The 21,703-nt window shown below is 65.2% G+C and carries 20 protein-coding genes; 19 read left to right on the forward strand and 1 reads right to left on the reverse strand.

Annotated features, from left to right (window positions below; translation table 11 throughout):
* Positions 1 to 165 precede the first annotated feature (165 nt).
* The 3 genes from IAE34_RS23895 to IAE34_RS23905 all read left to right on the forward strand — a co-directional run bounded on the left by IAE34_RS23895 (position 166) and on the right by IAE34_RS23905 (position 2,202).
* Positions 166 to 600 (forward strand): acyl-CoA thioesterase, encoded by a 435-nt coding sequence (locus IAE34_RS23895; RefSeq protein ID WP_200141427.1) that lies wholly within the window; start codon positions 166 to 168, stop codon positions 598 to 600.
* Positions 601 to 645: 45 nt separating this feature from the next.
* On the forward strand, positions 646 to 1,623 hold the full coding sequence (locus tag IAE34_RS23900) for a tRNA dihydrouridine synthase (protein WP_200141428.1): 978 nt from the start codon (positions 646 to 648) through the stop codon (positions 1,621 to 1,623).
* A 135-nt stretch (positions 1,624 to 1,758) separates the two neighbouring features.
* On the forward strand, positions 1,759 to 2,202 hold the full coding sequence (locus IAE34_RS23905) for an Hsp20 family protein (protein WP_200141429.1): 444 nt from the start codon (positions 1,759 to 1,761) through the stop codon (positions 2,200 to 2,202).
* A gap of 141 nt (positions 2,203 to 2,343) precedes the next feature.
* Here IAE34_RS23905 and IAE34_RS23910 read toward each other — a convergent pair whose 3' ends face one another.
* Entirely contained in the window at positions 2,344 to 3,222 is an 879-nt protein-coding gene (locus IAE34_RS23910; protein WP_200141430.1) for a LysR family transcriptional regulator, read from the reverse strand.
* Between the two features lie 131 nt (positions 3,223 to 3,353).
* On the opposite strand from IAE34_RS23910, the gene leuC reads away from it, so the two are divergent.
* The 16 genes from leuC to IAE34_RS23990 all read left to right on the forward strand — a co-directional run bounded on the left by leuC (position 3,354) and on the right by IAE34_RS23990 (position 21,436).
* On the forward strand, positions 3,354 to 4,787 hold the full coding sequence (gene leuC, locus IAE34_RS23915; protein WP_200141431.1) for a 3-isopropylmalate dehydratase large subunit: 1,434 nt from the start codon (positions 3,354 to 3,356) through the stop codon (positions 4,785 to 4,787).
* Entirely contained in the window at positions 4,784 to 5,428 is a 645-nt protein-coding gene (leuD, locus tag IAE34_RS23920) for a 3-isopropylmalate dehydratase small subunit (protein ID WP_200141432.1), read from the forward strand. Before leuC ends, leuD begins: the two co-directional genes overlap by 4 nt.
* 40 nt (positions 5,429 to 5,468) lie before the next feature.
* Positions 5,469 to 6,233 (forward strand): class I SAM-dependent methyltransferase, encoded by a 765-nt coding sequence (locus tag IAE34_RS23925; RefSeq protein WP_200141433.1) that lies wholly within the window; start codon positions 5,469 to 5,471, stop codon positions 6,231 to 6,233.
* A 51-nt stretch (positions 6,234 to 6,284) separates the two neighbouring features.
* Entirely contained in the window at positions 6,285 to 7,367 is a 1,083-nt protein-coding gene (gene leuB, locus IAE34_RS23930) for a 3-isopropylmalate dehydrogenase (RefSeq protein WP_200141434.1), read from the forward strand.
* Between the two features lie 64 nt (positions 7,368 to 7,431).
* Positions 7,432 to 8,544, forward strand: a complete 1,113-nt coding sequence (gene asd, locus IAE34_RS23935; protein WP_200141435.1) for an aspartate-semialdehyde dehydrogenase — start codon at positions 7,432 to 7,434, stop codon at positions 8,542 to 8,544.
* 108 nt (positions 8,545 to 8,652) lie between these two features.
* Positions 8,653 to 9,657, forward strand: a complete 1,005-nt coding sequence (locus IAE34_RS23940) for an aspartate-semialdehyde dehydrogenase (RefSeq protein WP_200141436.1) — start codon at positions 8,653 to 8,655, stop codon at positions 9,655 to 9,657.
* Positions 9,658 to 9,728: 71 nt separating this feature from the next.
* Positions 9,729 to 12,368: a FimV/HubP family polar landmark protein gene (locus IAE34_RS23945; RefSeq protein WP_200141437.1), complete on the forward strand. Its 2,640-nt coding sequence runs from the start codon at positions 9,729 to 9,731 to the stop codon at positions 12,366 to 12,368.
* A gap of 96 nt (positions 12,369 to 12,464) precedes the next feature.
* Positions 12,465 to 13,319, forward strand: a complete 855-nt coding sequence (gene truA, locus IAE34_RS23950; RefSeq protein ID WP_200141438.1) for a tRNA pseudouridine(38-40) synthase TruA — start codon at positions 12,465 to 12,467, stop codon at positions 13,317 to 13,319.
* A gap of 58 nt (positions 13,320 to 13,377) precedes the next feature.
* Positions 13,378 to 13,998 (forward strand): phosphoribosylanthranilate isomerase, encoded by a 621-nt coding sequence (locus tag IAE34_RS23955; RefSeq protein ID WP_200141439.1) that lies wholly within the window; start codon positions 13,378 to 13,380, stop codon positions 13,996 to 13,998.
* 253 nt (positions 13,999 to 14,251) lie between these two features.
* Positions 14,252 to 15,145 carry an acetyl-CoA carboxylase, carboxyltransferase subunit beta gene (accD, locus tag IAE34_RS23960; RefSeq protein WP_200141440.1) on the forward strand — a complete coding sequence of 298 codons (894 nt, stop codon included), beginning with the start codon at positions 14,252 to 14,254 and terminating at the stop codon, positions 15,143 to 15,145.
* Positions 15,145 to 16,452: a bifunctional tetrahydrofolate synthase/dihydrofolate synthase gene (folC, locus tag IAE34_RS23965; protein ID WP_200141441.1), complete on the forward strand. Its 1,308-nt coding sequence runs from the start codon at positions 15,145 to 15,147 to the stop codon at positions 16,450 to 16,452. The genes accD and folC overlap by 1 nt, the downstream gene beginning before the upstream one ends.
* On the forward strand, positions 16,436 to 17,134 hold the full coding sequence (locus IAE34_RS23970) for an SPOR domain-containing protein (protein ID WP_200141442.1): 699 nt from the start codon (positions 16,436 to 16,438) through the stop codon (positions 17,132 to 17,134). Before folC ends, IAE34_RS23970 begins: the two co-directional genes overlap by 17 nt.
* Before the next feature lie 193 nt (positions 17,135 to 17,327).
* Positions 17,328 to 17,882, forward strand: a complete 555-nt coding sequence (locus tag IAE34_RS23975; protein ID WP_200141443.1) for a CvpA family protein — start codon at positions 17,328 to 17,330, stop codon at positions 17,880 to 17,882.
* Between the two features lie 42 nt (positions 17,883 to 17,924).
* Positions 17,925 to 19,430 (forward strand): amidophosphoribosyltransferase, encoded by a 1,506-nt coding sequence (gene purF / locus IAE34_RS23980; RefSeq protein ID WP_200141444.1) that lies wholly within the window; start codon positions 17,925 to 17,927, stop codon positions 19,428 to 19,430.
* 24 nt (positions 19,431 to 19,454) lie between these two features.
* Positions 19,455 to 20,666 (forward strand): O-succinylhomoserine sulfhydrylase, encoded by a 1,212-nt coding sequence (locus IAE34_RS23985; protein WP_200141445.1) that lies wholly within the window; start codon positions 19,455 to 19,457, stop codon positions 20,664 to 20,666.
* Positions 20,663 to 21,436, forward strand: a complete 774-nt coding sequence (locus tag IAE34_RS23990; RefSeq protein ID WP_200141446.1) for an SDR family oxidoreductase — start codon at positions 20,663 to 20,665, stop codon at positions 21,434 to 21,436. The genes IAE34_RS23985 and IAE34_RS23990 overlap by 4 nt, the downstream gene beginning before the upstream one ends.
* Positions 21,437 to 21,703: the final 267 nt, after the last annotated feature.

Raw genomic sequence — 21,703 nt, forward strand, 5'->3', positions numbered from 1 at the left:
CCGCCCTTTCACGGCGGTAACAGGGGTTCGAGTCCCCTAGGGGACGCCATTTTTACCCGTGTCTTGCGGGACTTCAAAGGCTCATTCGATTATTGAATGGGCCTTTTGTTTTTCTGCACGGCGGCTTTGGGTAGACTGGCCTGGTTCATCGATTCAGGAGCGGGCATGGGCTGGGATCTGGCAACGCCTTTCATCATCGACCTCCAGGTCGGCAGCGAAGACATCGACGGGCTGGGACATGCCAACAACGCGGTCTACGTCAGCTGGTTGGAGCGCTGCGCCTGGCGCCATTCCCAGCGCCTGGGGCTGGACTTGACCGAGTACCGACGCCTCGATCGGGCCATGGCGGTGGTGCGTCACGAGATCGACTACCTGGCGGCCGCGTACGAGCATGACGAACTGCAACTGGGCACCTGGATCGTCGATTGGGATCAGCGCCTGCGCATGACCCGCCGTTTCCAGCTGCTGCGGCCGCGCGATGGGGTGACCCTGCTCAGAGCCCAGACCACCTTCGCGTGCATCGAGCTGTCCAGTGGCAAGCCTCGGCGGATGCCGACCGAATTCATCGAGGGCTACGGGCCGGCACTGCTGCAGAGCTGACCGTTCGGCCTTTCCCTTACCTACGCCTTTTTCCGAGAGCCTGCCATGCAAATCGCTCTGGCCCCCATGGAGGGACTGGTCGACAACATCCTGCGTGACGTCCTGACGCGGGTCGGTGGCATCGATTGGTGCGTCACCGAGTTCATTCGCGTCTGTGACCGTCTGCTGCCCGCGTCGTCGTTCGACAAGCTGGCGCCGGAGTTGCGCCAGGGCGCTCGCACGGCGGCGGGCACGCCGATGCGGGTGCAACTGCTGGGCTCGGATCCGGTGTGCCTGGCTGAGAACGCGGCCCTGGCCTGTGAGCTGGGTGCGCCGGTCATCGACCTGAATTTCGGTTGCCCGGCCAAGACCGTCAACAAGTCTCGTGGCGGCGCCGTGCTGCTCAAGGAGCCGGAGCTGCTGCACGCCATCGTGCGCGAAGTGCGGCGCGCGGTGCCGGGGCACATTCCTGTCACCGCCAAGATGCGCCTGGGCTTCGACAGCCCGGATGGAGCCTTGGAGTGCGGCACGGCACTGGCCGAGGGCGGCGCCGCGCACCTGGTGGTGCACGCCCGAACCAAGGTCGAGGGCTACAAGCCTCCGGCGCATTGGGAGTGGGTGGCCAAGGTCCAGGATGTGGTGGCGGTGCCAGTCTTCGCCAACGGCGAGATCTGGACGGTCGAAGACTGGCGACGTTGCCGCGAGGTCAGTGGTGCCGAGCACATCATGCTGGGGCGCGGGCTGGTTTCGCGACCGGACCTGGGCTTGCAGATCGCTGCGGCTCGGCAGGGCAGGGCGTATCGCCCGCTGGGCTGGGACGAGCTGATGCCGCTGCTGCGCGAGTTCTGGCGCCAGGCGCAGGCGAAGCTGTCGCCACGCTATGCGCCGGGCCGAATGAAGCAGTGGCTGGCGATGCTGACCCGCAGCTATCCAGAGGCGGTGGCGTTGTTCGCCCAGATGCGGCGCGAGGACGACTGCGCACGTATCAGTCGGTTGCTCGGCCTGGAGGGTTTCAATGCAGACCCTGACCTGGATGTCGCCTGACCGCTCGTCGCCCATCCTGAAAAAAATCAGTTGTCGTCCCTTGAAAGCCACATCGGGGACCTTATCTCTTGAGTACGCGATGCCGAAGTCGGGTCGCGGAGTGACTTACTTGCTGAATCTCAGGAGTTAATGACCATGACTACCGCTTTCTCTCTCGCTCCACTGTTCCGCCATTCCGTCGGTTTCGACCGTTTCAACGACCTGTTCGAATCTGCGGCGCGCAACGAGGCCGGTAGCAGCTACCCGCCCTATAACGTTGAAAAGCATGGCGATGATCAGTACCGCATCGTGATCGCGGCCGCCGGCCTGCAACAGCAGGATCTCGAATTGCAAGTCGAGAAAGGTGTGCTGACCGTGTCCGGTGGCAAGCGTGACAAGGCCGCCACCGAGGTGACCTACCTGCACCAAGGTATCGCACAGCGGGCCTTCAAGCTGTCGTTCCGCCTGGCCGATCACATCGAAGTCAAGGCTGCCGACCTGGCCAACGGCCTGCTCAGCATCGACCTGCTGCGTGTGGTGCCGGAAGAGGCCAAGGCCAAGCGCATCCCGATCAACGGTGAAAAGCCAGCGCTCAACTGAGTGCGTCGGGCATAGGAAAGGGCACCTTCGGGTGCCCTTTTTCGTGGACGGCGTTCAAGGCGCAGGATTGCGGGTCATCGAGTCCTGGGGTCGTGGAAGGTCGCCCAATAATCCACGGCCACACCCCCAGCCGCCGTGCGATCAGTGGGGCTCGGCATGGCTGTCGAGCAGGGCCATGAATGCCTTCGCGGCGTTCGACAGCGTTCGCTCGGTGTGCAGGATGTAGCCCAGTTGGCGGGACAGCCCGATGCCGGGCAGGGCGATGGAGGCGACCTGTTCGTCGAGCATGGTGCGCGGCAGCACGCTCCAGGCCAGCCCGATGGCGACCATCATCTTGATGGTTTCCAGATAATTGGTGCTCATGGCGATGTTCGGCGTCAGCCCCTGGCTTTCGAACAGCCGCTGGACGATGTGATGGGTGAAGGTGTTGCCGCCGGGAAACACGGCGGGGTGGCGGGCGACGTCGGCCAGGTTCACCTGGCCATCACGGGCAAGGGGATGCTCGGGAGCGGCGACGAAGTCCAGCGCGTCGTTCCACACCGGTACTGCCCGGATCAGATGGTGAGGCTCCGGGGCCAGGGTGATCACGGCGATTTCGGCGCGACCATGCAGCACCTCGTCGTAGGCGGCTTCCGAATCCAGAAACTGGATGTCCAGGGCCACCCCGGGAAAGGTCCGGGTGAAGGTGCGCAGCACGGGCGGCAGTCGGTGCAGGCCAATGTGATGGCTGGTGGCCAGGGTCAGGCGTCCACTGACCTCACCCGTGAGGTTGGTCAAGGCGCGACGGGTGTCGTCCAGCACGTTGACGATCTGGTAGGCCCTGGGCAGCAGCGCCCGGCCGGCCTCGGTGAGCGTCACTTCGCGACCGAGGCGATCGAACAGGCGCACGTCGAGCTGCTGTTCCAGCCCAGCGATGCGTTTGCTCACGGCGGGCTGAGTGAGGTGCAGACGTTCACCGGCGCTGGAGAAGCTGCCGGTTTCGGCAATGGCGATGAAGGCGCTGAGATTGGCCAGGTCCACCTGATCGAATTCCTTTCGGTTATCCAAAGTATGAAAATTATGAATTTGAGTTATTCAATCTAGCGCTTTAGCATCGTCCGTACAAGCCAAGGGGTTATTGGCACAGAAAGTAGCTGATGAGGAACAGTCTGATGGCTGGCAAAACGCTCTACGACAAGCTCTGGGATGCTCATGAGGTCAAGCGCCGCGACGACGGTTCGTCGCTGATCTACATCGACCGTCACATCATCCACGAAGTCACCTCGCCCCAGGCCTTCGAAGGCCTGCGCCTGGCCCGTCGGCAGCCGTGGCGCATCGATGCCAATATCGCGACGCCCGACCACAACGTGCCGACGACCCCGGAGCGCAAGGGCGGCATCGAGGCCATCGCCGACCAGGTGTCGCGCCTGCAGGTACAGACCCTGGACGAAAACTGCGATGAGTACGGCATCGTCGAATTCAAGATGAATGACGAACGCCAGGGCATCGTTCACGTCATCAGCCCCGAGCAAGGCGCGACCTTGCCGGGCATGACCGTGGTCTGCGGCGATTCGCACACCTCGACTCACGGCGCCTTCGGTGCCCTGGCCCATGGCATCGGCACGTCCGAGGTCGAGCATGTGCTCGCGACCCAGTGCCTGGTGGCCAAGAAGATGAAGAACATGCTGGTGCGCGTCGAAGGCCAGCTGCCTGCCGGCGTCACTGCCAAGGACATCGTACTGGCGGTGATCGGCAAGATCGGCACGGCCGGTGGCAATGGCCATGCCATGGAGTTCGCCGGCAGTGCCATCCGTGCGTTGTCGATGGAGGGCCGCATGACCATCTGCAACATGTCCATCGAAGCGGGCGCCCGCGTCGGCCTGGTGGCCGTGGACGAGACCACGGTCGCCTATGTCCAGGGTCGTCCCTACGCGCCCACCGGCGAGCAGTGGCCTCAGGCGGTCGAGGCCTGGAAACACCTGGTCTCCGATGCCGATGCCGTGTTCGATACCGTCGTGGAGCTGGATGCGGCGCAGATCAAGCCGCAGGTCAGCTGGGGCACCTCGCCGGAAATGGTCCTGGCCGTGGACCAGCGTGTGCCGGATCCGGCCGCCGAGCCGGACCTGATCAAGCGGGGTTCGATCGAGCGCGCGCTGAAGTACATGGGCCTGGCGGCCAACCAGGCGATTACCGACATCAAGCTCGACCGCGTGTTCATCGGATCCTGCACCAACTCGCGGATCGAAGACCTGCGCGCGGCTGCCGAGATCGCCAAGGGGCGCAAGGTGGCGGCGAACGTCAAGCAGGCGCTGGTGGTGCCGGGCTCGGGCCTGGTCAAGGCCCAGGCCGAGCGCGAGGGGCTGGACAAGATCTTCCTCGAAGCCGGTTTCGAGTGGCGTGAACCGGGCTGCTCGATGTGCCTGGCGATGAACCCGGATCGGCTGGAAAGTGGCGAGCACTGCGCCTCCACCTCCAACCGCAATTTCGAAGGTCGTCAGGGGGCCGGTGGCCGCACCCACCTGGTGAGCCCGGCCATGGCCGCCGCCGCCGCGGTGACCGGCCACTTCATCGATGTCCGCGAGTTGATCCAAGGGAGCGCAGCATGAAAGCCTTCACCCAGCACACTGGTCTCGTCGCGCCGTTGGACCGTGCCAACGTCGACACCGACCAGATCATCCCCAAGCAGTTTCTCAAGTCGATCAAGCGCACCGGCTTCGGCCCGAACCTGTTCGATGAATGGCGCTACCTGGACGTGGGGCAGCCCTACCAGGACAACAGCAAGCGGCCATTGAACCAGGAGTTCGTGCTCAACCACGCACGCTACCAGGGCGCCAGTGTGCTGCTGGCCCGCGAGAACTTCGGTTGCGGTTCCAGCCGCGAGCACGCCCCATGGGCCTTGGACGAATACGGCTTTCGTAGCGTGATCGCGCCGAGCTTCGCCGACATCTTCTTCAACAACAGTTTCAAGAACGGCCTGCTGCCGATCATTCTCGCCGACGAGGAAGTCGATGAACTGTTCAGCCAGGTCGAGGCCAACCCCGGTTACCAGCTGACCATCGACCTGCAGGCCCAGGCGGTGACCCGCCCCGATGGCAAGGTGCTGCACTTCGAGATCGACGCCTTCCGCAAGCACTGCCTGCTCAACGGCCTGGACGACATCGGTCTGACCTTGCAGGACAGCGAAGCGATCAAGGCCTTCGAAGGCCGGCACCGCGCCTCTCAGCCCTGGTTGTTCCGCCAGGCCTGATTCGTGCCGGTTGCATTCACCGACATTCGAGGATCGATCCATGACCCGCAGCACGCACACCGAGGTGGTCCAACGTCAGTTCGGCGAGCAGGCCAGTGCTTATCTGAGCAGTACCGTCCATGCCCAGGGGACCGAGTTCGCGCTGCTGCAGGCCGAACTGCAGGGGCAGAGCGCTGCGCGGGTGCTGGACCTGGGCTGTGGCGCCGGACACGTGAGCTTCCAGGTGGCGCCCCTGGTGGCCGAGGTGGTGGCCTACGACCTGTCGCAGGCGATGCTGGACGTGGTGGCCAGCGCGGCGGCAGTTAGGGGTCTGGACAACATCGTGACCGAGCGGGGCGCGGCTGAACGTCTGCCTTTCGCCGATGGCGCCTTCGACTTCGTCATCAGTCGCTATTCAGCGCATCACTGGAGCGACCTGGGGCTGGCTCTGCGTGAGGCGCGCCGCGTGCTCAAACCAGGCGGTGTGGCAGCGTTCATCGATGTGATGTCGCCGGGCAGCCCGCTGCTCGACACCTACCTGCAAAGCGTCGAAGTACTGCGCGACACCAGCCATGTGCGCGATTATTCTGCGGCCCAGTGGCTGCAAACGGTCAGCGACGCCGGCCTGTCGGTACGCAGTCACAGCCGCCAGCGCCTGCACTTGGCCTTCGCGTCCTGGGTCGAGCGCATGCGCACGCCCGAGCCGATGCAGGTCGCCATCCGCCAACTGCAGCAGGCCATGGGCGAAGAAGTACGGCAGTATTACCAGATCGAGGCCGATGGCTCGTTCAGCACGGATGTGCTGGTGCTGTGGGCCGAGCGATAGCCTTTCGGCGCGGCGAATGCTGCCGCGCCGCTTGAACGACTAGAGGAAAGCATGAGCAAGCAGATTCTGATTCTTCCCGGTGACGGTATCGGTCCGGAAATCATGGCCGAAGCGGTCAAGGTGCTGGAGCTGGCCAACGACAAGTTCGCCCTGGATCTGGTCCTGGAGCACGACGTCATCGGTGGCGCTGCGATCGACCAGCACGGTGTGCCGCTGGCCGACCAGACCCTGGCGCGTGCCCGTCAGGCCGATGCGGTGCTGCTCGGTGCCGTCGGCGGGCCGAAGTGGGACAAGATCGAGCGCGACATCCGCCCTGAGCGCGGGCTGCTGAAGATCCGCTCGCAATTGGGCCTGTTCGCCAACCTGCGCCCGGCCATCCTCTATCCGCAGTTGGCCGATGCGTCCTCGCTCAAGCCCGAGATCGTCTCCGGTCTTGATATTCTCATCGTCCGCGAACTCACCGGCGGCATTTATTTCGGCGCGCCGCGTGGTCAGCGCGAGCTCGAAGGCGGCGAGCGCCAGGCCTACGACACGCTGCCCTACAGCGAAAGCGAAGTGCGTCGCATCGCCCGTGTCGGCTTCGACATGGCCCGAGTGCGGGGCAAGAAGCTGTGCTCGGTGGACAAGGCCAACGTCCTGGCCTCCAGCCAGCTGTGGCGCGAAGTGGTCGAGGACGTGGCCAAGGACTATCCGGACGTCGAACTCAGCCACATGTACGTCGACAACGCCGCCATGCAACTGGTGCGCGCGCCCAAGCAGTTCGACGTGGTGGTCACCGACAACATGTTCGGCGACATCCTTTCGGACGAAGCCTCGATGCTCACCGGCTCCATCGGCATGTTGCCTTCGGCCTCGCTGGACGCCGACAACAAGGGCATGTACGAGCCGTGCCACGGTTCGGCGCCGGACATCGCCGGCCAGGGTATCGCCAACCCGCTGGCGACCATCCTGTCGGTCTCGATGATGCTGCGCTACAGCTTCAACCAGCAGGCTGCGGCCGAGGCCATCGAGCGTGCCGTGAGCCTGGTGCTGGACCAGGGACTGCGCACCGGTGACATCTGGTCGAACGGCTGCACCCGCGTCGGTACCCGTGAAATGGGCGATGCGGTAGTCGCCGCGCTGCGGAATCTGTAATCTCTCTGGCCCGCCGTCGTTTCCCTTCGACGGTGGCCCACTTTTTAGCAAAGGTGTAGTTGCGATGAAACGTGTAGGTCTGATCGGTTGGCGCGGCATGGTCGGTTCCGTGCTCATGCAGCGGATGCTGGAAGAGCAGGACTTCGACCTTATCGAGCCGGTGTTCTTCACCACCTCCAACGTCGGTGGCCAAGGCCCCAACGTCGGCAAGGAGACGGCGCCGCTCAAGGACGCCTATTCGATCGAAGAGCTCAAGACCCTCGACGTGATCCTGACCTGCCAGGGTGGCGACTACACCAGTGAAGTCTTCCCCAAGCTGCGCGAAGCCGGCTGGCAAGGCTACTGGATCGATGCGGCCTCGTCGCTGCGCATGCAGGACGACGCGGTCATCGTCCTCGATCCGGTCAACCGCAAGGTCATCGACCATCAGCTCGATGCCGGCACCAAGAACTACATCGGCGGCAACTGCACCGTCAGCCTGATGCTGATGGGCTTGGGCGGGTTGTTCGAAGCCGGTCTGGTCGAGTGGATGAGCGCCATGACCTACCAGGCCGCCTCCGGCGCCGGTGCGCAGAACATGCGCGAGCTGATCCGCCAGATGGGCGGCATTCACGCCGCAGTCGCCGATGAGCTGGCCAGCCCGGCCAGTGCCATCCTGGACATCGACCGCAAGGTGGCCGAGGCCATGCGTGGCGAAGGCTTCCCTACCGAGAACTTCGGCGTGCCGCTGGCCGGCAGCCTGATCCCATGGATCGACAAGGAATTGCCGAACGGCCAGAGCCGTGAGGAATGGAAGGCCCAGGCCGAGACCAACAAGATCCTCGGTCGCTTCAAGAGCCCGATTCCGGTCGACGGGATCTGCGTGCGCATCGGTGCCATGCGCTGCCACAGCCAGGCCTTGACCATCAAGCTGAACAAGGACGTGCCGCTGGCCGATATCGAAGGGCTGATCAGCCAGCACAACCCTTGGGTGAAGCTGGTGCCCAACCAGCGCGAGATCAGCATGCAGGAGCTGAGCCCGACCCAGGTCACCGGCACCCTGAACGTGCCGGTCGGCCGCCTGCGCAAGCTGAACATGGGCTCCCAGTACCTGGGTGCCTTCACCGTCGGCGATCAGTTGCTGTGGGGTGCCGCCGAGCCGCTGCGGCGCATGCTGCGGATCCTGCTGGAGCGTTGATCGCTTCGCGTTCTCGAAAAGCCCGTGCTGGCAGCAGCACGGGTTTTTTGTTTTCACGGCAATCGAGTAAAGTGCCGCCCCCGCCGTTCCCGCAAAAGGTCCCAAACCATGAACCAAGCCCTTGATATCGCTGTTGTCGGTGCCACCGGCAGCGTCGGTGAAACCCTGGTGCAGATCCTCGAGGACCTGCAGTTTCCGGTCGCCACCCTGCACCTGTTGGCCAGCCCGGAGTCGGCGGGCAGCAGCGTGATGTTCGCGGGCAGGAAGCTGCGTGTGCGTGAGGTCGACAGCTTCGACTTCGCCCAGGTCAAGTTGGCCTTCTTCGCCGCCGGTGCCGCGGTCAGTCTTCGTTTCGCACCCAAGGCGCGCGAGGCAGGGTGCTCGGTGATCGACCTTTCCGGCGCTTTGCCCGATGCGCTGGCGCTGGTGCCCGAGGCCAATGCCCATCAGCTGGACGACCTGGCCCTTCCGGCCCTGCTGTCGAGCCCCGGTAGCGGTGCGATCGCCTTGGCCGTCGCCCTGGCGCCGCTCAAGGGGCTGCTGGACATCGAGCGCATTCAGGTCATGGGCTGCCTGGCGGTGTCGGCCCAAGGGCGCGAGGCGGTCAACGAGCTGGCACGGCAGACGGCCGAGTTGCTCAACGCCCGTCCGTTGGAGCCGCGTTTCTTCGACCGGCAGATGGCCTTCAACGTGCTGGCGCAGGTCGGCGACAGCGACGGGCATGGGCACACGGTCGTGGAGCGCCGCCTGATGAGTGAAACCCGCGTGCTCATGGGCTTGCCCGAACTGAAGATTTCCGCGAGCTGCGTTCAAGTCCCAGTGTTTTTCGGCGATAGCTTCAATGTGTCCGTGGTCAGCCGCCAGCCGGTGGACGTGCAGGCGATCAACCAGGCGCTCGACAGCGCAGCGAGCGTCGAGCGGGTGGAAAATGACGACTATCCGACACCTGTAGGGGACGCAGTCGGCCAGGACGTGGTCTATGTTGGTCGTGTACGTCAGGGAATCGGCGACCCTCGGCAACTCGATCTGTGGTTGACCACCGACAACCTGCGCAAGGGCGCCGCGCTCAACGCCGTACAATTGGCGCACTTGTTGATTAAAAAAATGGCGTAAAAGATACTGACCGGTAATTTGTCCTACACCAATGGCATGTATTGGGACGATTCATACAAGGGAACAGGTCCATGCTTCGAATTCGCAAACTGGTTCTGGCTATCGCGGCTGCTTCGGCGCTGTCGTCCGGCATGGCCCACGCACTCGGCCTCGGGGAGCTGACCCTCAAGTCGGCGCAGAACCAGCCCCTGGATGCGGAGATCGAGCTGCTCGACGTACGCGACCTGAAGCCTGCGGAGGTGGCGCCGAGCCTGGCGCCCGCCGAAGAATTCGCCAAGGCCGGCGTCACCTTGCCCGCCTACCTGCAGGACCTGAGCTTCACCCCGGTGATCAATCCCAACGGCCGCAGCGTGTTGCGCGTGACCTCCAGCAAGCCGTTGCCGGAACCGATGATCAAGTTCCTGGTTCAGGTGATGTGGCCCCAGGGCCGGCTCCTGCGCGATTACAGCGTAGCGTTGGACGCCGCGCCGCCGGCCGCCGCCGCACCCGTACAGGGCGCGGTCAGCCCAGCCACCACGGGCGCCAGCTACACCACTCGCCAGCGCGACACGCTCTGGCAGATCGCTGCGCGCAATACCCAGGGCGGCTCGATCCAGCAGACCATGCTGGCCATCCAGGCGCTGAATCCGGATGCGTTCATCGGCAACAACATCAATCAGCTCAAGACCGGCCAGGTGTTGCGCCTTCCCGACCAGCAGCAGGTCCGCAGCATCCCGCAGGGTGAGGCAATCCGCGAGGTGGCCGAGCAGTACGCCGCCTGGCGCGAGGGGCGTCGTCTCGGACCACGTGCGCGGCAGCTGGATGCCACCCGTCGCGGCGCTGCCGATGCTGCGCCGGCGCGCATCGCCCAGGGCGACAACCTGCGCCTGGTCGCGCCGGGCGACCAAGGCGCGGCCAACGATGCCAAGGCGTTGAGCGACAAGCTCGCGGTCGCCCAGGAAAGCCTCGACACCAGCCGTCGGGACAACGAAGAGCTGCAGAGTCGCATGACCGACCTGCAGAGCCAGCTGGACAAGCTGCAGCGCCTGATCGAGTTGAAGAACGATCAGCTGGCACGTCTTCAGGCCCAGGGCGCTGCCGAGCCAGATCCAGCCAGCGCGCAGCAGCCTGCCGCTGCCGTGGCGCAACAGCCGGTGGAGCCGCCGATCAACGCGCAACTGGCCCCGGCCGAGCCTGTAGTCACACCGCCGCCCGCCGCGGTCGATACCGCGCCAGTGCCTGAGCCTGAGCAGCAGGTCGCTGCGCAGCCTCAGGCAGAGCCCAGCCTGCTCGATGATCTGCTGGGCAACCCGCTGTTGCTGGCGTTGCTGGCCGGCTCTGCGTTTCTCGTGTTGCTGCTGTTGCTGTTGCTACTGGCGCGCAAGCGCAAAGCCCAGCAAGAGGCCGAGAAACACCTGCGCATGGCCCGTGCATTGGCCGAGGACGGCGATCGTGGTCCTGATCCGGACCTGCCACCGGGCAGTTTCGAGGGTCTGGATGTGTCCGCGCCCACGGTGACCCTGTCACCAGCGGCCCTGGCGGCATCCGTCGCCGGTGCCGCGGCCGCGCAGAAACCGGCTGCCACCGTGCCTCCCGCTGCCGACCCCTACGCCGCGCTGCTGGCCGACGTGGACGAGAGCGTGGCCAAAGGTCGCCTGAACCATGCCGCTGGCCTGCTCGAGCCGGTGGTGGCCGCCGAGCCGCAGCGCAGTGATTTGCGCCTGAAACTCATGGAAGTCTACGCCCGCCAGGGGGACCAGCAGGCGTTCGCCGAGCAGGAGTCGCAGTTGGCCGCCAGCGCGGACAACCTGGGTAAGGTCGAGGGCCTGAAGCAGCGCTATCCAGCCATGGTCGCCGTCGCGGCTGCGGCCGCCATCGGTCTGGGTGCTGCCGCGCTGGCAGCGGAAAAGGACCAGGCCTATGTGCAGGCGCTGCTGCAGGACAATCCGCAGTCGCCGCCAGCGCCTGAGGAAGAACCACTTGCCGCCTCGGACGCCGAGCCCGAGCTGGAGTCGCTCACCGCCACGCCGGGCGTGGACGAGGACTTCGACCTGAGCCTGGACGACGACCTGGTGCTCGATGATTCGCTCGATGCGCCGGTGTCGAACGCCGGGGATGTGGCGAAAGCCGAAGCCGAGCCGGCCACCTCGGGTGCGGACGATGCCGACGCCGACTTCGAGGCCCTACTGGCCCAGGCCCAGGCGCAATCCGCGCAGCAGGATCTGGACGACCTGTCGGACTTCGATCTGGACGTGGGCGATGCGACGCCCGCAACCCCTGCAGCGGACGGCGAGACGCCGGTGAACGTGGCGGCCGAGCTGGCGGCGTTCGACGAGATCCCCGAGTACGACCCGCTCTCCGAACTCGAACTGCCGGAAGACTTCGATCTGTCGCTGTCGCTCGAAGACCAGACGCCCGGCGACAAGCAGTTCGCGGCCGAACTCGACGATGTCAACGCCGAACTGGGCAAGCTGTCCCAGAGCCTGTCCGAGCCAGCACCGGAGCCGCGCTTCACCGCCGAGGACGCCGCGCTGGAACCCGAGGCCCTGGATGACCTGGACTTCGACTTCTTCTCCGGCACCGATGAGGTGGCGACCAAGCTCGATCTGGCGCGTGCCTACATCGACATGGGCGACCACGATGGAGCCCGTGACATTCTCGATGAGGTGGTCAAGGATGGTGACGATACCCAGCGCCAGGAAGCCGAGGACATGTTGTCGCGGCTGGTCTGAGGCGCTACGGCAAGGCGGTGGACGACGGCAGCCCAGCAGGCTGCCGTTTTTCTTTATAATGGCGGCCTTTCGATCGGCTCCACAGGTTTGGCTTTCTTGGACATCAATGACATCGAGGCGGCCGAATCGGCGGCCGAAGGCTATTCGCGCATCGCCCTGGGCGTTGAATACAAAGGTTCCCGCTACCGGGGCTGGCAGCGTCAGGCCAGCGGCGTGTCGAGTGTCCAGCAGGCGCTGGAGCAGGCGCTGTCCAAGGTCGCCGACGAACCCATCGGCGTGATCTGCGCCGGGCGCACCGATGCCGGCGTGCACGGTTGCGGCCAGGTGGTGCACTTCGACACCCGGGCCCAGCGCGATGAGCGGGCCTGGACCCTGGGCAGCAACTTCAACCTGCCCCATGACATCAGCGTGACCTGGTCGAAGCCCATGCCGGCGCATTTTCACGCCCGCTTCAAGGCCTGCGCCAGGCGCTACCGCTACGTCATCTACAACGACCCCATTCGTCCGGCGCACCTGGCCGAGGAAGTGACCTGGAACCATCGGCCACTGGACGTCGTGGCGATGGCCCAGGCGGCCGAGCACCTGCTCGGCACCCACGATTTCAGTGCCTTCCGTGCCAGCCAGTGCCAGGCCAAGTCGCCGATCAAGCATATCCATCACCTGCGCGTCACCGGTCATGGGCGGATGATCGTGATCGACGTGCGCGCCACCGCATTCCTGCATCACATGGTGCGCAACATCGCCGGAGTGCTGATGAGCATCGGTGCCGGCGAACGTCCGGTGGCCTGGGCCAGGGAGGTGCTGGAGAGCCGCAACCGTCGCCAGGGCGGGGTGACCGCGCATCCCCACGGGCTTTACCTGGTGCAGGTGGAGTACCCCGACGAGTTCGCCTTGCCGCAGCGTTACATCGGCCCACACTTTCTCAGCGGTTACGAGTCGCTGCTCGACTGACGGGCTGCGGCTCATTTGCTAAGATCCGGCCCTTGATCGATTACCCGGGAGTGTCGCCATGAGCAACGTGCGCACCAAGATCTGCGGCATCACCCGCATCGAGGACGCCCTGGCCGCCGTCGAGGCCGGCGCCGATGCCATCGGCCTGGTGTTCTACGCCAGGAGCCCGCGGGCGGTGGACGTACGTCAGGCGCGGGCGATCGTCGCCGAGCTGCCGCCATTCGTGACCAGCGTCGGGCTGTTCGTCGATGCCCCGCGCTGCGAGTTGGCCGAGATACTCGAGGCGGTGCCGCTGGACCTGCTACAGTTCCACGGCAACGAAAGCCCGGCCGACTGCGAGGGCCATCACCGGCCCTGGATCAAGGCCCTGCGCGTGCGGCCGGGGGACGACCTGGAACGGGCTTGCCAGCAGTACAGCAGCGCGCGCGGCATTCTGCTCGACACCTATGTGCCAGGCGTGCCGGGAGGCACCGGCGAGGCGTTCGACTGGTCGTTGGTGCCGCCGCGGCTGAGCAAGCCGATCATCCTCGCTGGCGGCTTGTCCCCGGACAACGTCGCCCAGGCGATCCGCCAGGTGCGTCCGTATGCGGTGGATGTCAGCGGCGGTGTCGAGCGGGCCAAGGGCATCAAGGATGCCGACAGAATTCACGCCTTCCTGAGTGCGGTCAGGCAGGCATGAGCGTGGATGTGACGGTTGGCCGTGCGCCATCGTCCATAGCTATCGCAGCTCGGTGCTGCCCGGTCGGCTCCATGGGGCTGGCCATCAGAACACGCGGCGCCGCGGGCGTCGGCGTACAGGTTGAAGGTGGAGCGGTGCTCGGGAAGTGCCCGTGGCCGATCCATCGTCGTATCGAACATGATTTTGAGCTCAAGGGCCGGGGCAGGGCGGGTGAACGCCAGCCCGCCACCGGCCGGAACGGGAGAATTAGAGCATGAGCAACTGGTTGGTAGACAAGCTGATCCCTTCGATCATGCGCTCCGAGGTGAAGAAGAGCTCGGTGCCCGAAGGCCTGTGGCACAAGTGCCCATCCTGCGAAGCCGTGCTGTATCGTCCGGAGCTGGAAAAAACCCTCGATGTCTGCCCCAAGTGCAATCATCACATGCGCATCGGTGCCCGCGAGCGTATCGACATCTTCCTCGACGCCGAGGGGCGTGAAGAGCTGGGCGCCGACCTGGAGCCAGTCGACCGTCTGAAGTTCCGCGACGGCAAGAAGTACAAGGATCGCCTCACCGCTGCCCAGAAGCAGACCGGTGAAAAGGATGCGCTGATTTCCGTCAGCGGCACCCTCATGGGCCTGCCGATCGTGGTCAGCGCCTTCGAGTTCTCGTTCATGGGCGGCTCGATGGGCGCCGTCGTCGGTGAGCGTTTCGTGCGGGCGGCCAACCATGCGCTCGAGCACCGCTGCCCGATGATCTGCTTCTCCGCCTCGGGCGGTGCGCGCATGCAGGAAGCGTTGATCTCGCTGATGCAGATGGCCAAGACCTCGGCGGTGCTGGCGCGCCTGCGCGAAGAAGGCATTCCGTTCATTTCGGTGCTGACCGATCCGGTCTACGGCGGCGTTTCGGCCAGCCTGGCGATGCTTGGCGACGTGATCATCGGCGAGCCGAAGGCATTGATCGGCTTCGCCGGCCCACGCGTGATCGAGCAGACCGTGCGCGAGAAGCTTCCCGAAGGCTTCCAGCGCAGCGAGTTCCTGCTGGAGCACGGGGCCATCGACCTGATCATTTCCCGTCAGGAGCTGCGCCCGCGCCTGGCACGCCTGCTGGCACAGATGACCGGTCAACCCACGCCCGAACAAGCCAAAGAAGCGGCCGTCGTCGCGTGATGAACCCGCGTACCCTGGACCAGTGGCTCGCCTACCTGGAGCAGTTGCACCCTTCGGCCATCGACATGGGGCTCGAGCGTTCCCGCCAGGTGCTGGAGCGGCTCGACCTGGGGCGCCTGGCTGAGCGGGTGGTCACGGTCACCGGCACCAACGGCAAGGGTTCGACCTGCGCGTTCGTCGCGAGCCTGCTGCGCGCCCAGGGCCTGAGGGTCGGCGTCTACAGTTCGCCGCACCTGCTGCGCTACAACGAACGGGTGCTGATCGAGGGCGACGAAGCCAGCGATCAGGACCTGTGTCGTGCCTTCGCGGCCGTGGAGGCCGCCCGTGGCGATATCTCGCTGACCTACTTCGAAATGGGGACCTTGGCGGCGTTCTGGCTGTTCAGCCAGTCCGGGCTCGATGCCGTGGTGCTGGAGGTCGGGCTGGGCGGGCGCCTGGATGCGGTCAACCTGATCGATGCCGACTACGCCCTGATCACCAGCATCGGCGTGGACCACATCGACTACCTGGGTGATACCCGCGAGCAGGTCGCCTTCGAGAAAGCGGGCATCCTGCGACCGACCAGACCTGCCTTGTGCGGCGATCTCGATCCGCCGCAGCCGCTGCTGGACAAGGTGGCCGAACTGGCCTGTCCGTCGTTCCTGCGTGGGCGCGATTTCGACCTGGCCAGTACCCAGAGCCATTGGCAGTGGCGCGGCACCACCCCGGGCGGCGACGTGGTGGAGTTGGCCGATCTGCCCCTGCTCGACCTGCCGATGGAAAATGCGGCCCTGGCCTTGCAGGCCTACCTGTTGATGGGCCTGCCGTGGGTGCAGGGCGATATCGTCCAGGCGCTGCTGGACACGCGCATCACCGGGCGCCTCGACCGGCGTGTGGTGCACTGGCGCGGCAAGGCAGTACAGCTGTTGCTGGATGTCGGCCACAATCCCCACGCCGCGCAGTACCTGGCGCGTCGCCTGGCGACACGGCCCGTGGCCGGCCGGCGCCTGGCGGTGTTCGGGCTGCTGGCCGACAAGGACCTGGAGGGCGTGCTCGCGCCGCTGTTGCCGCTGGTCGACCGCTGGGCGGTGGCGCCTCTGCATACCCCGCGCAGTCGCTCGGCCGAGGAACTCGCTGACGCACTGACGAACCACGGCGCGACGGTGAAGTCATATGCCGGTGTCGCTGCTGCCCTCGAGGGGCAGTGCGCCGAGGCAACGGCAGATGACCAGATCCTGCTGTTCGGTTCGTTTTTCTGCGTCGGCCAGGCCCTGGAGTGGCTAGCGGGGCAGGTCCTGGAGGATGGAGTAGATGGCTGTGCTGGATAAGGGCATGAAGCAGCGGATGGTGGGGGCGTTGGTGCTGGTGGCGCTGGCGGTGATCTTCCTGCCGATGCTGTTCACTCGTGAAGACGAGATGCGCCAGGTGCACGTCGATGTGCCGCAGGCGCCGGCCATGCCGAGTCCGTCCGAGATCAAGGTCGAGCCAGTCCAGGTGCCCCAGCCCCAGCCGCTGCCCGATCTCTCGGAGCAGGCCCCGGTGGTGGTCGATGAGTCCACAGCGCCGCCGTCCACGCCCACCCAGCCGATCGCACCGGCGCCTTCGCAAACGGCTCAGACTCCTGTCGCGAAAGCCCAGGCGCCGGCCGTCGAGCCCAGGACAGATTCGCGTCCGGCCCAGCCTGTGGCGCAGGCGCCCGCTGCCAGCGCTGCCTCCAGTGCGGCCAGCACTGCGAGCAAGTCGGCGACGTCCAAGATCGATGCCAATGGCCTGCCGGTCAGCTGGTCGATCCAGTTGGCCAGCCTGTCCAATCGGACAGGTGCAGACAACCTGCAGAAGACCCTGCGCAGTCAGGGCTACAACGCTTACATCCGCACCACCGGTGGCCTGAACCGGGTCTTCGTCGGTCCGATCATCGACCGCACCGAAGCGGAGCGCCTGCGCGATGCGATCAATCGCCAGCAGAACCTCAAGGGTATCGTCGTACGCTTCCAGCCCGAGCGTGAGTGACGCCCTGCGATCCGCTCCATCGCGCTGCCCGAGCGCTTCGCGCAGGGCGGCGGTGGCGGTCCGGACCCCTCTCCCAGGCGCTTGAAGTTGTCCTGGGAGTCAGGCTGCAGGCCTGCAACGGCCTGACATTCCGCTTACCCCAAGCCCTTCGCTCTGCTAAAATGCGCCGCCTCGAATGTAGGCAGGCCGCACCGTGTCATTTACCTGGGTCGATTGGGCGATCGTTGCAGTTATCGCCATTTCCTCACTGATCAGCCTCAAGCGCGGTTTCGTCAAGGAAGCCTTGTCTCTGCTCATCTGGATCGTCGCTGGCGCAGTCGCCTGGATGTTCGGCGGTTCCCTGTCGCAGTATCTGGAAGGTTACATCCAGACACCTTCGGCTCGGGTCATCGCCGGCTGCACCATTCTGTTCATCGCCACGCTGCTGGTGGGCGCGATGATCAATTTCCTGATTGGCGAGCTGATCCGGGTGACCGGGCTGTCCGGCACCGACCGGTTCCTGGGCATGGCTTTCGGCGCCGCACGAGGAGGCTTGCTGGTGGTGGTGGCTGTCGGGCTGCTGAGCCTGGGGCCGGTACAGCAGGATGCGTGGTGGCAGGAGTCTCGCCTGATACCTCAGTTTCTGCTGGTCGCCGACTGGTCGAAGAACCTGATCCTGGGCCTGGCCGGTCAGTGGATGTCCAACGGGATCAGCGCTCCGGTCGATCTGCCGTTCAAGGAACAGTTGCTCGGGCCTTCCCGGCCCTGAGCGCTTTTCACTCAAGATTCATCAAAGTAGGGGTTGCGTCGCATGTGTGGCATCGTCGGTATCGTCGGTAAGTCGAACGTCAATCAGGCGCTGTATGACGCGCTTACGGTCCTCCAGCACCGCGGCCAGGACGCTGCCGGTATCGTGACCAGCCATGACGGCCGGTTGTTCCTGCGCAAGGATAACGGTCTGGTGCGCGACGTGTTCCAGCAGCGCCACATGCAGCGCCTGGTCGGTCACATGGGCATCGGCCATGTGCGCTATCCCACGGCCGGCAGTTCCACCTCTGCCGAGGCGCAGCCGTTCTACGTCAACTCGCCGTACGGCATCACCCTGGCACACAACGGCAACCTGACCAACGTCGAGCAGTTGGCCAAGGAAATCTACGAGTCCGACCTGCGCCATGTGAACACCAACTCCGACTCGGAGGTGCTGCTCAACGTCTTCGCCCACGAACTGGCCGTGCGTGGCAAGCTGCAGCCGACCGAAGACGACGTGTTCGCCGCGGTGTCGCACGTGCACAGCCGTTGTGTCGGTGGTTACGCCGTGGTGGCGATGATCACCGGCTACGGCATCGTCGGCTTCCGCGACCCCAACGGCATTCGCCCGGTGGTGTTCGGCCAGCGCCATACCGACGAAGGCGTGGAATACATGATCGCCTCCGAAAGCGTGGCCCTCGACGTGCTGGGCTTCACCCTGATTCGCGACCTGGCTCCTGGCGAGGCGGTCTACATCACCGAAGAAGGGCAGATGTACACCCGCCAGTGCGCCCAGGCACCCAAGTTGCAGCCGTGCATCTTCGAGCATGTCTACCTGGCACGCCCCGACTCGATCATGGATGGCGTGTCGGTGTACAAGGCGCGTCTGCGCATGGGCGAAAAGCTTGCGGACAAGATTCGCCGCGAGCGGCCCGAGCACGACATCGACGTGGTCATCCCGATTCCCGATACCAGCCGCACGGCGGCACTGGAGCTGGCCAACCATCTGGGCGTCAAGTTCCGCGAAGGCTTCGTCAAGAACCGCTATATCGGTCGCACCTTCATCATGCCCGGCCAGGCCGCGCGCAAGAAGTCGGTACGCCAGAAGCTCAACGCCATCGAGCTGGAGTTCCGCGGCAAGAACGTGATGCTGGTGGACGACTCGATCGTGCGCGGCACCACCTGCAAGCAGATCATCCAGATGGCCCGCGAAGCGGGTGCCAAGAACGTCTACTTCTGCTCGGCGGCCCCTGCAGTACGCTACCCCAACGTCTACGGCATCGACATGCCGAGCGCTCACGAGCTGATCGCCCACAACCGTACCACCGAGCAGGTGGCCGAGTTGATCGGCGCCGACTGGCTGATCTACCAGGACCTTTCGGACCTGGTCGACTCGGTCGGGGGCGGCAAGATCAAGATCGAGCATTTCGATTGCGCGGTGTTCAACGGTGAATACGTCACCGGCGACATCGACGATGCCTATCTGGAACGGATCGAGCAGGCGCGCAACGATGCCGCCAAGGTCAAGACCCAGGCCGTCAGCGCGATCATCGACCTGTACAACAACTGATCTGCACTTTGTGAGGACTACGGCATGACGGATCAATGGGATGCCGGGCGACTGGACAGCGACCTGGAGGGTGTCGGTTTCGACACCCTGGCCGTGCGCGCCGGTCAGCACCGCACGCCGGAGGCCGAGCACAGCGAAGCGCTGTTCCTGACCTCCAGCTACGTTTTCCGCACGGCGGCCGATGCTGCCGGGCGCTTTGCCGGTCAGACGCCCGGCAATGTCTATTCGCGCTACACCAACCCCACCGTTCGCGCATTCGAAACGCGGCTGGCGGCGATGGAAGGGGCCGAGCAGGCCGTGGCCACCTCCACCGGCATGTCGGCGCTGCTGGCCGTGGTCATGTCGCTGTGCAGCGCCGGCGATCACGTGCTGGTGTCGCAGAGCGTATTCGGCTCGACCATCAGCCTGTTCGAAAAGTACTTCAAGCGTTTCGGCCTGCAGGTGGATTACGTGCCGCTGGCGGACCTGGCCGGCTGGAAAGGCGGCCTGAAGGCCAATACCAAGTTGCTGATCGTCGAGTCGCCGTCCAATCCCCTGGCCGAGCTGGTGGACATTCGCGCGCTCGCCGATATCGCCCACGAAGGTGGCGCGATGCTGGTGGTGGACAACTGCTTCAGCACCCCGGCCTTGCAGCAACCGCTGAAACTGGGTGCCGACATCGTCTTCCATTCGGCCACCAAGTTCATCGACGGCCAGGGTCGCTGCATGGGCGGTGCCGTGGCCGGTCGTGCCGAGCAGATGAACGAGGTGGTGGGCTTCCTGCGCACTGCGGGGCCGACCCTCAGCCCCTTCAACGCCTGGGTCTTCACCAAGGGCCTGGAGACGCTCAAGCTGCGCATGCGCGCCCATTGTGAAAGCGCCCAGGCCCTGGCCGAGTGGCTGGAGCATCAGGACGGCGTGCAGAAAGTGCACTACGCCGGGTTGCCCAGCCATCCGCAGCACGAGCTGGCCAAGCGCCAGATGAGCGGGTTCGGCGCGGTGGTCAGTTTCGAGGTCGAGGGTGGCCAGGAGGGCGCCTGGCGCTTCATCGACGCCACTCGGGTGATTTCCATCACCACCAACCTCGGCGACAGCAAGACCACCATCGCCCATCCGGCGACCACCTCCCACGGGCGTCTGACGCCTCAGGAGCGCGAGGCCGCAGGCATTCGTGACAGCCTGATCCGTGTAGCGGTGGGGCTGGAAGACGTGGCCGACCTGCAGGCCGACCTGGCCCGTGGCCTGGCGGCGCTGTGATCGACTGGTCGGTCGGCGAGCCTGAGCACAACGGTCGGGTGGCCTTGGTCACCGGTGCCGCGCGCGGCATCGGCCTGGGCATCGCCGCGTGGTTGATCTGCGAGGGTTGGCAGGTGGTACTCAGTGACCTGGACCGACCGCGTGGGGCCCGGGTCGCCAAGGCCCTGGGCCCGCATGCCTGGTTCATCGCCATGGATGTGTCGGATGAGGCTCAGGTGAGCGCGGGTGTGGCCCAGGTGCTCGGCCAGTTCGGTCGTCTGGACGCGCTGGTATGTAATGCGGCAGTCGCCAATCCGCACAACAACCCCCTGGAAAGCCTTAGCCTGGCGCAGTGGAATCGGGTGTTGGCGGTCAATCTCAGTGGTCCGATGCTGCTGGCCAAGCACTGCGCGCCTTATCTGCGCGCCCATGGCGGCTCGATCGTCAACCTGGCTTCGACCCGCGCCCGCCAGTCCGAGCCGGATACCGAGGCCTATGCGGCGAGCAAGGGCGGCCTGGTTGCCCTGACCCACGCGCTGGCCATGAGCCTGGGACCGGAAATCCGTGTCAATGCGGTCAGCCCTGGCTGGATCGATGCCCGTGACCCGTCGCAGCGCCGCGCCGAACCCCTGTCCGAGGCCGACCACGCCCAGCACCCGACCGGCAGGGTAGGGACGGTGGAAGACGTCGCTGCGCTGGTGGCCTGGCTGCTGTCACGCCAGGCGGTCTTCGTGACCGGCCAGGAATTCGTGGTCGACGGTGGCATGACGCGCAAAATGATCTACGGGTGAGGCCACGGCCGTAACCCAAGCCTTGAGTTTCGAGCTTGGATCCGGACGAGCAAGCCTGTGCTGCCAGTGCGTCCACGATGGGCCGATTGCTGCGACCGAGAACACTGCCCCTGGAGCGGTTTTTCAAAAAAAATTCAACGGGGGTATTGACTTAGCATCGGTACCTGCGTAAATTTCGCGGCCTCAGCGAAGCAAACGCAACATGCAACATCGCGGGGGTGATTAGCTCAGCCGGGAGAGCATCTGCCTTACAAGCAGAGGGTCGGC

This window comes from Pseudomonas sp. S30 (assembly GCF_016518545.1).
In the GTDB taxonomy this organism is placed as follows: domain Bacteria; phylum Pseudomonadota; class Gammaproteobacteria; order Pseudomonadales; family Pseudomonadaceae; genus Aquipseudomonas.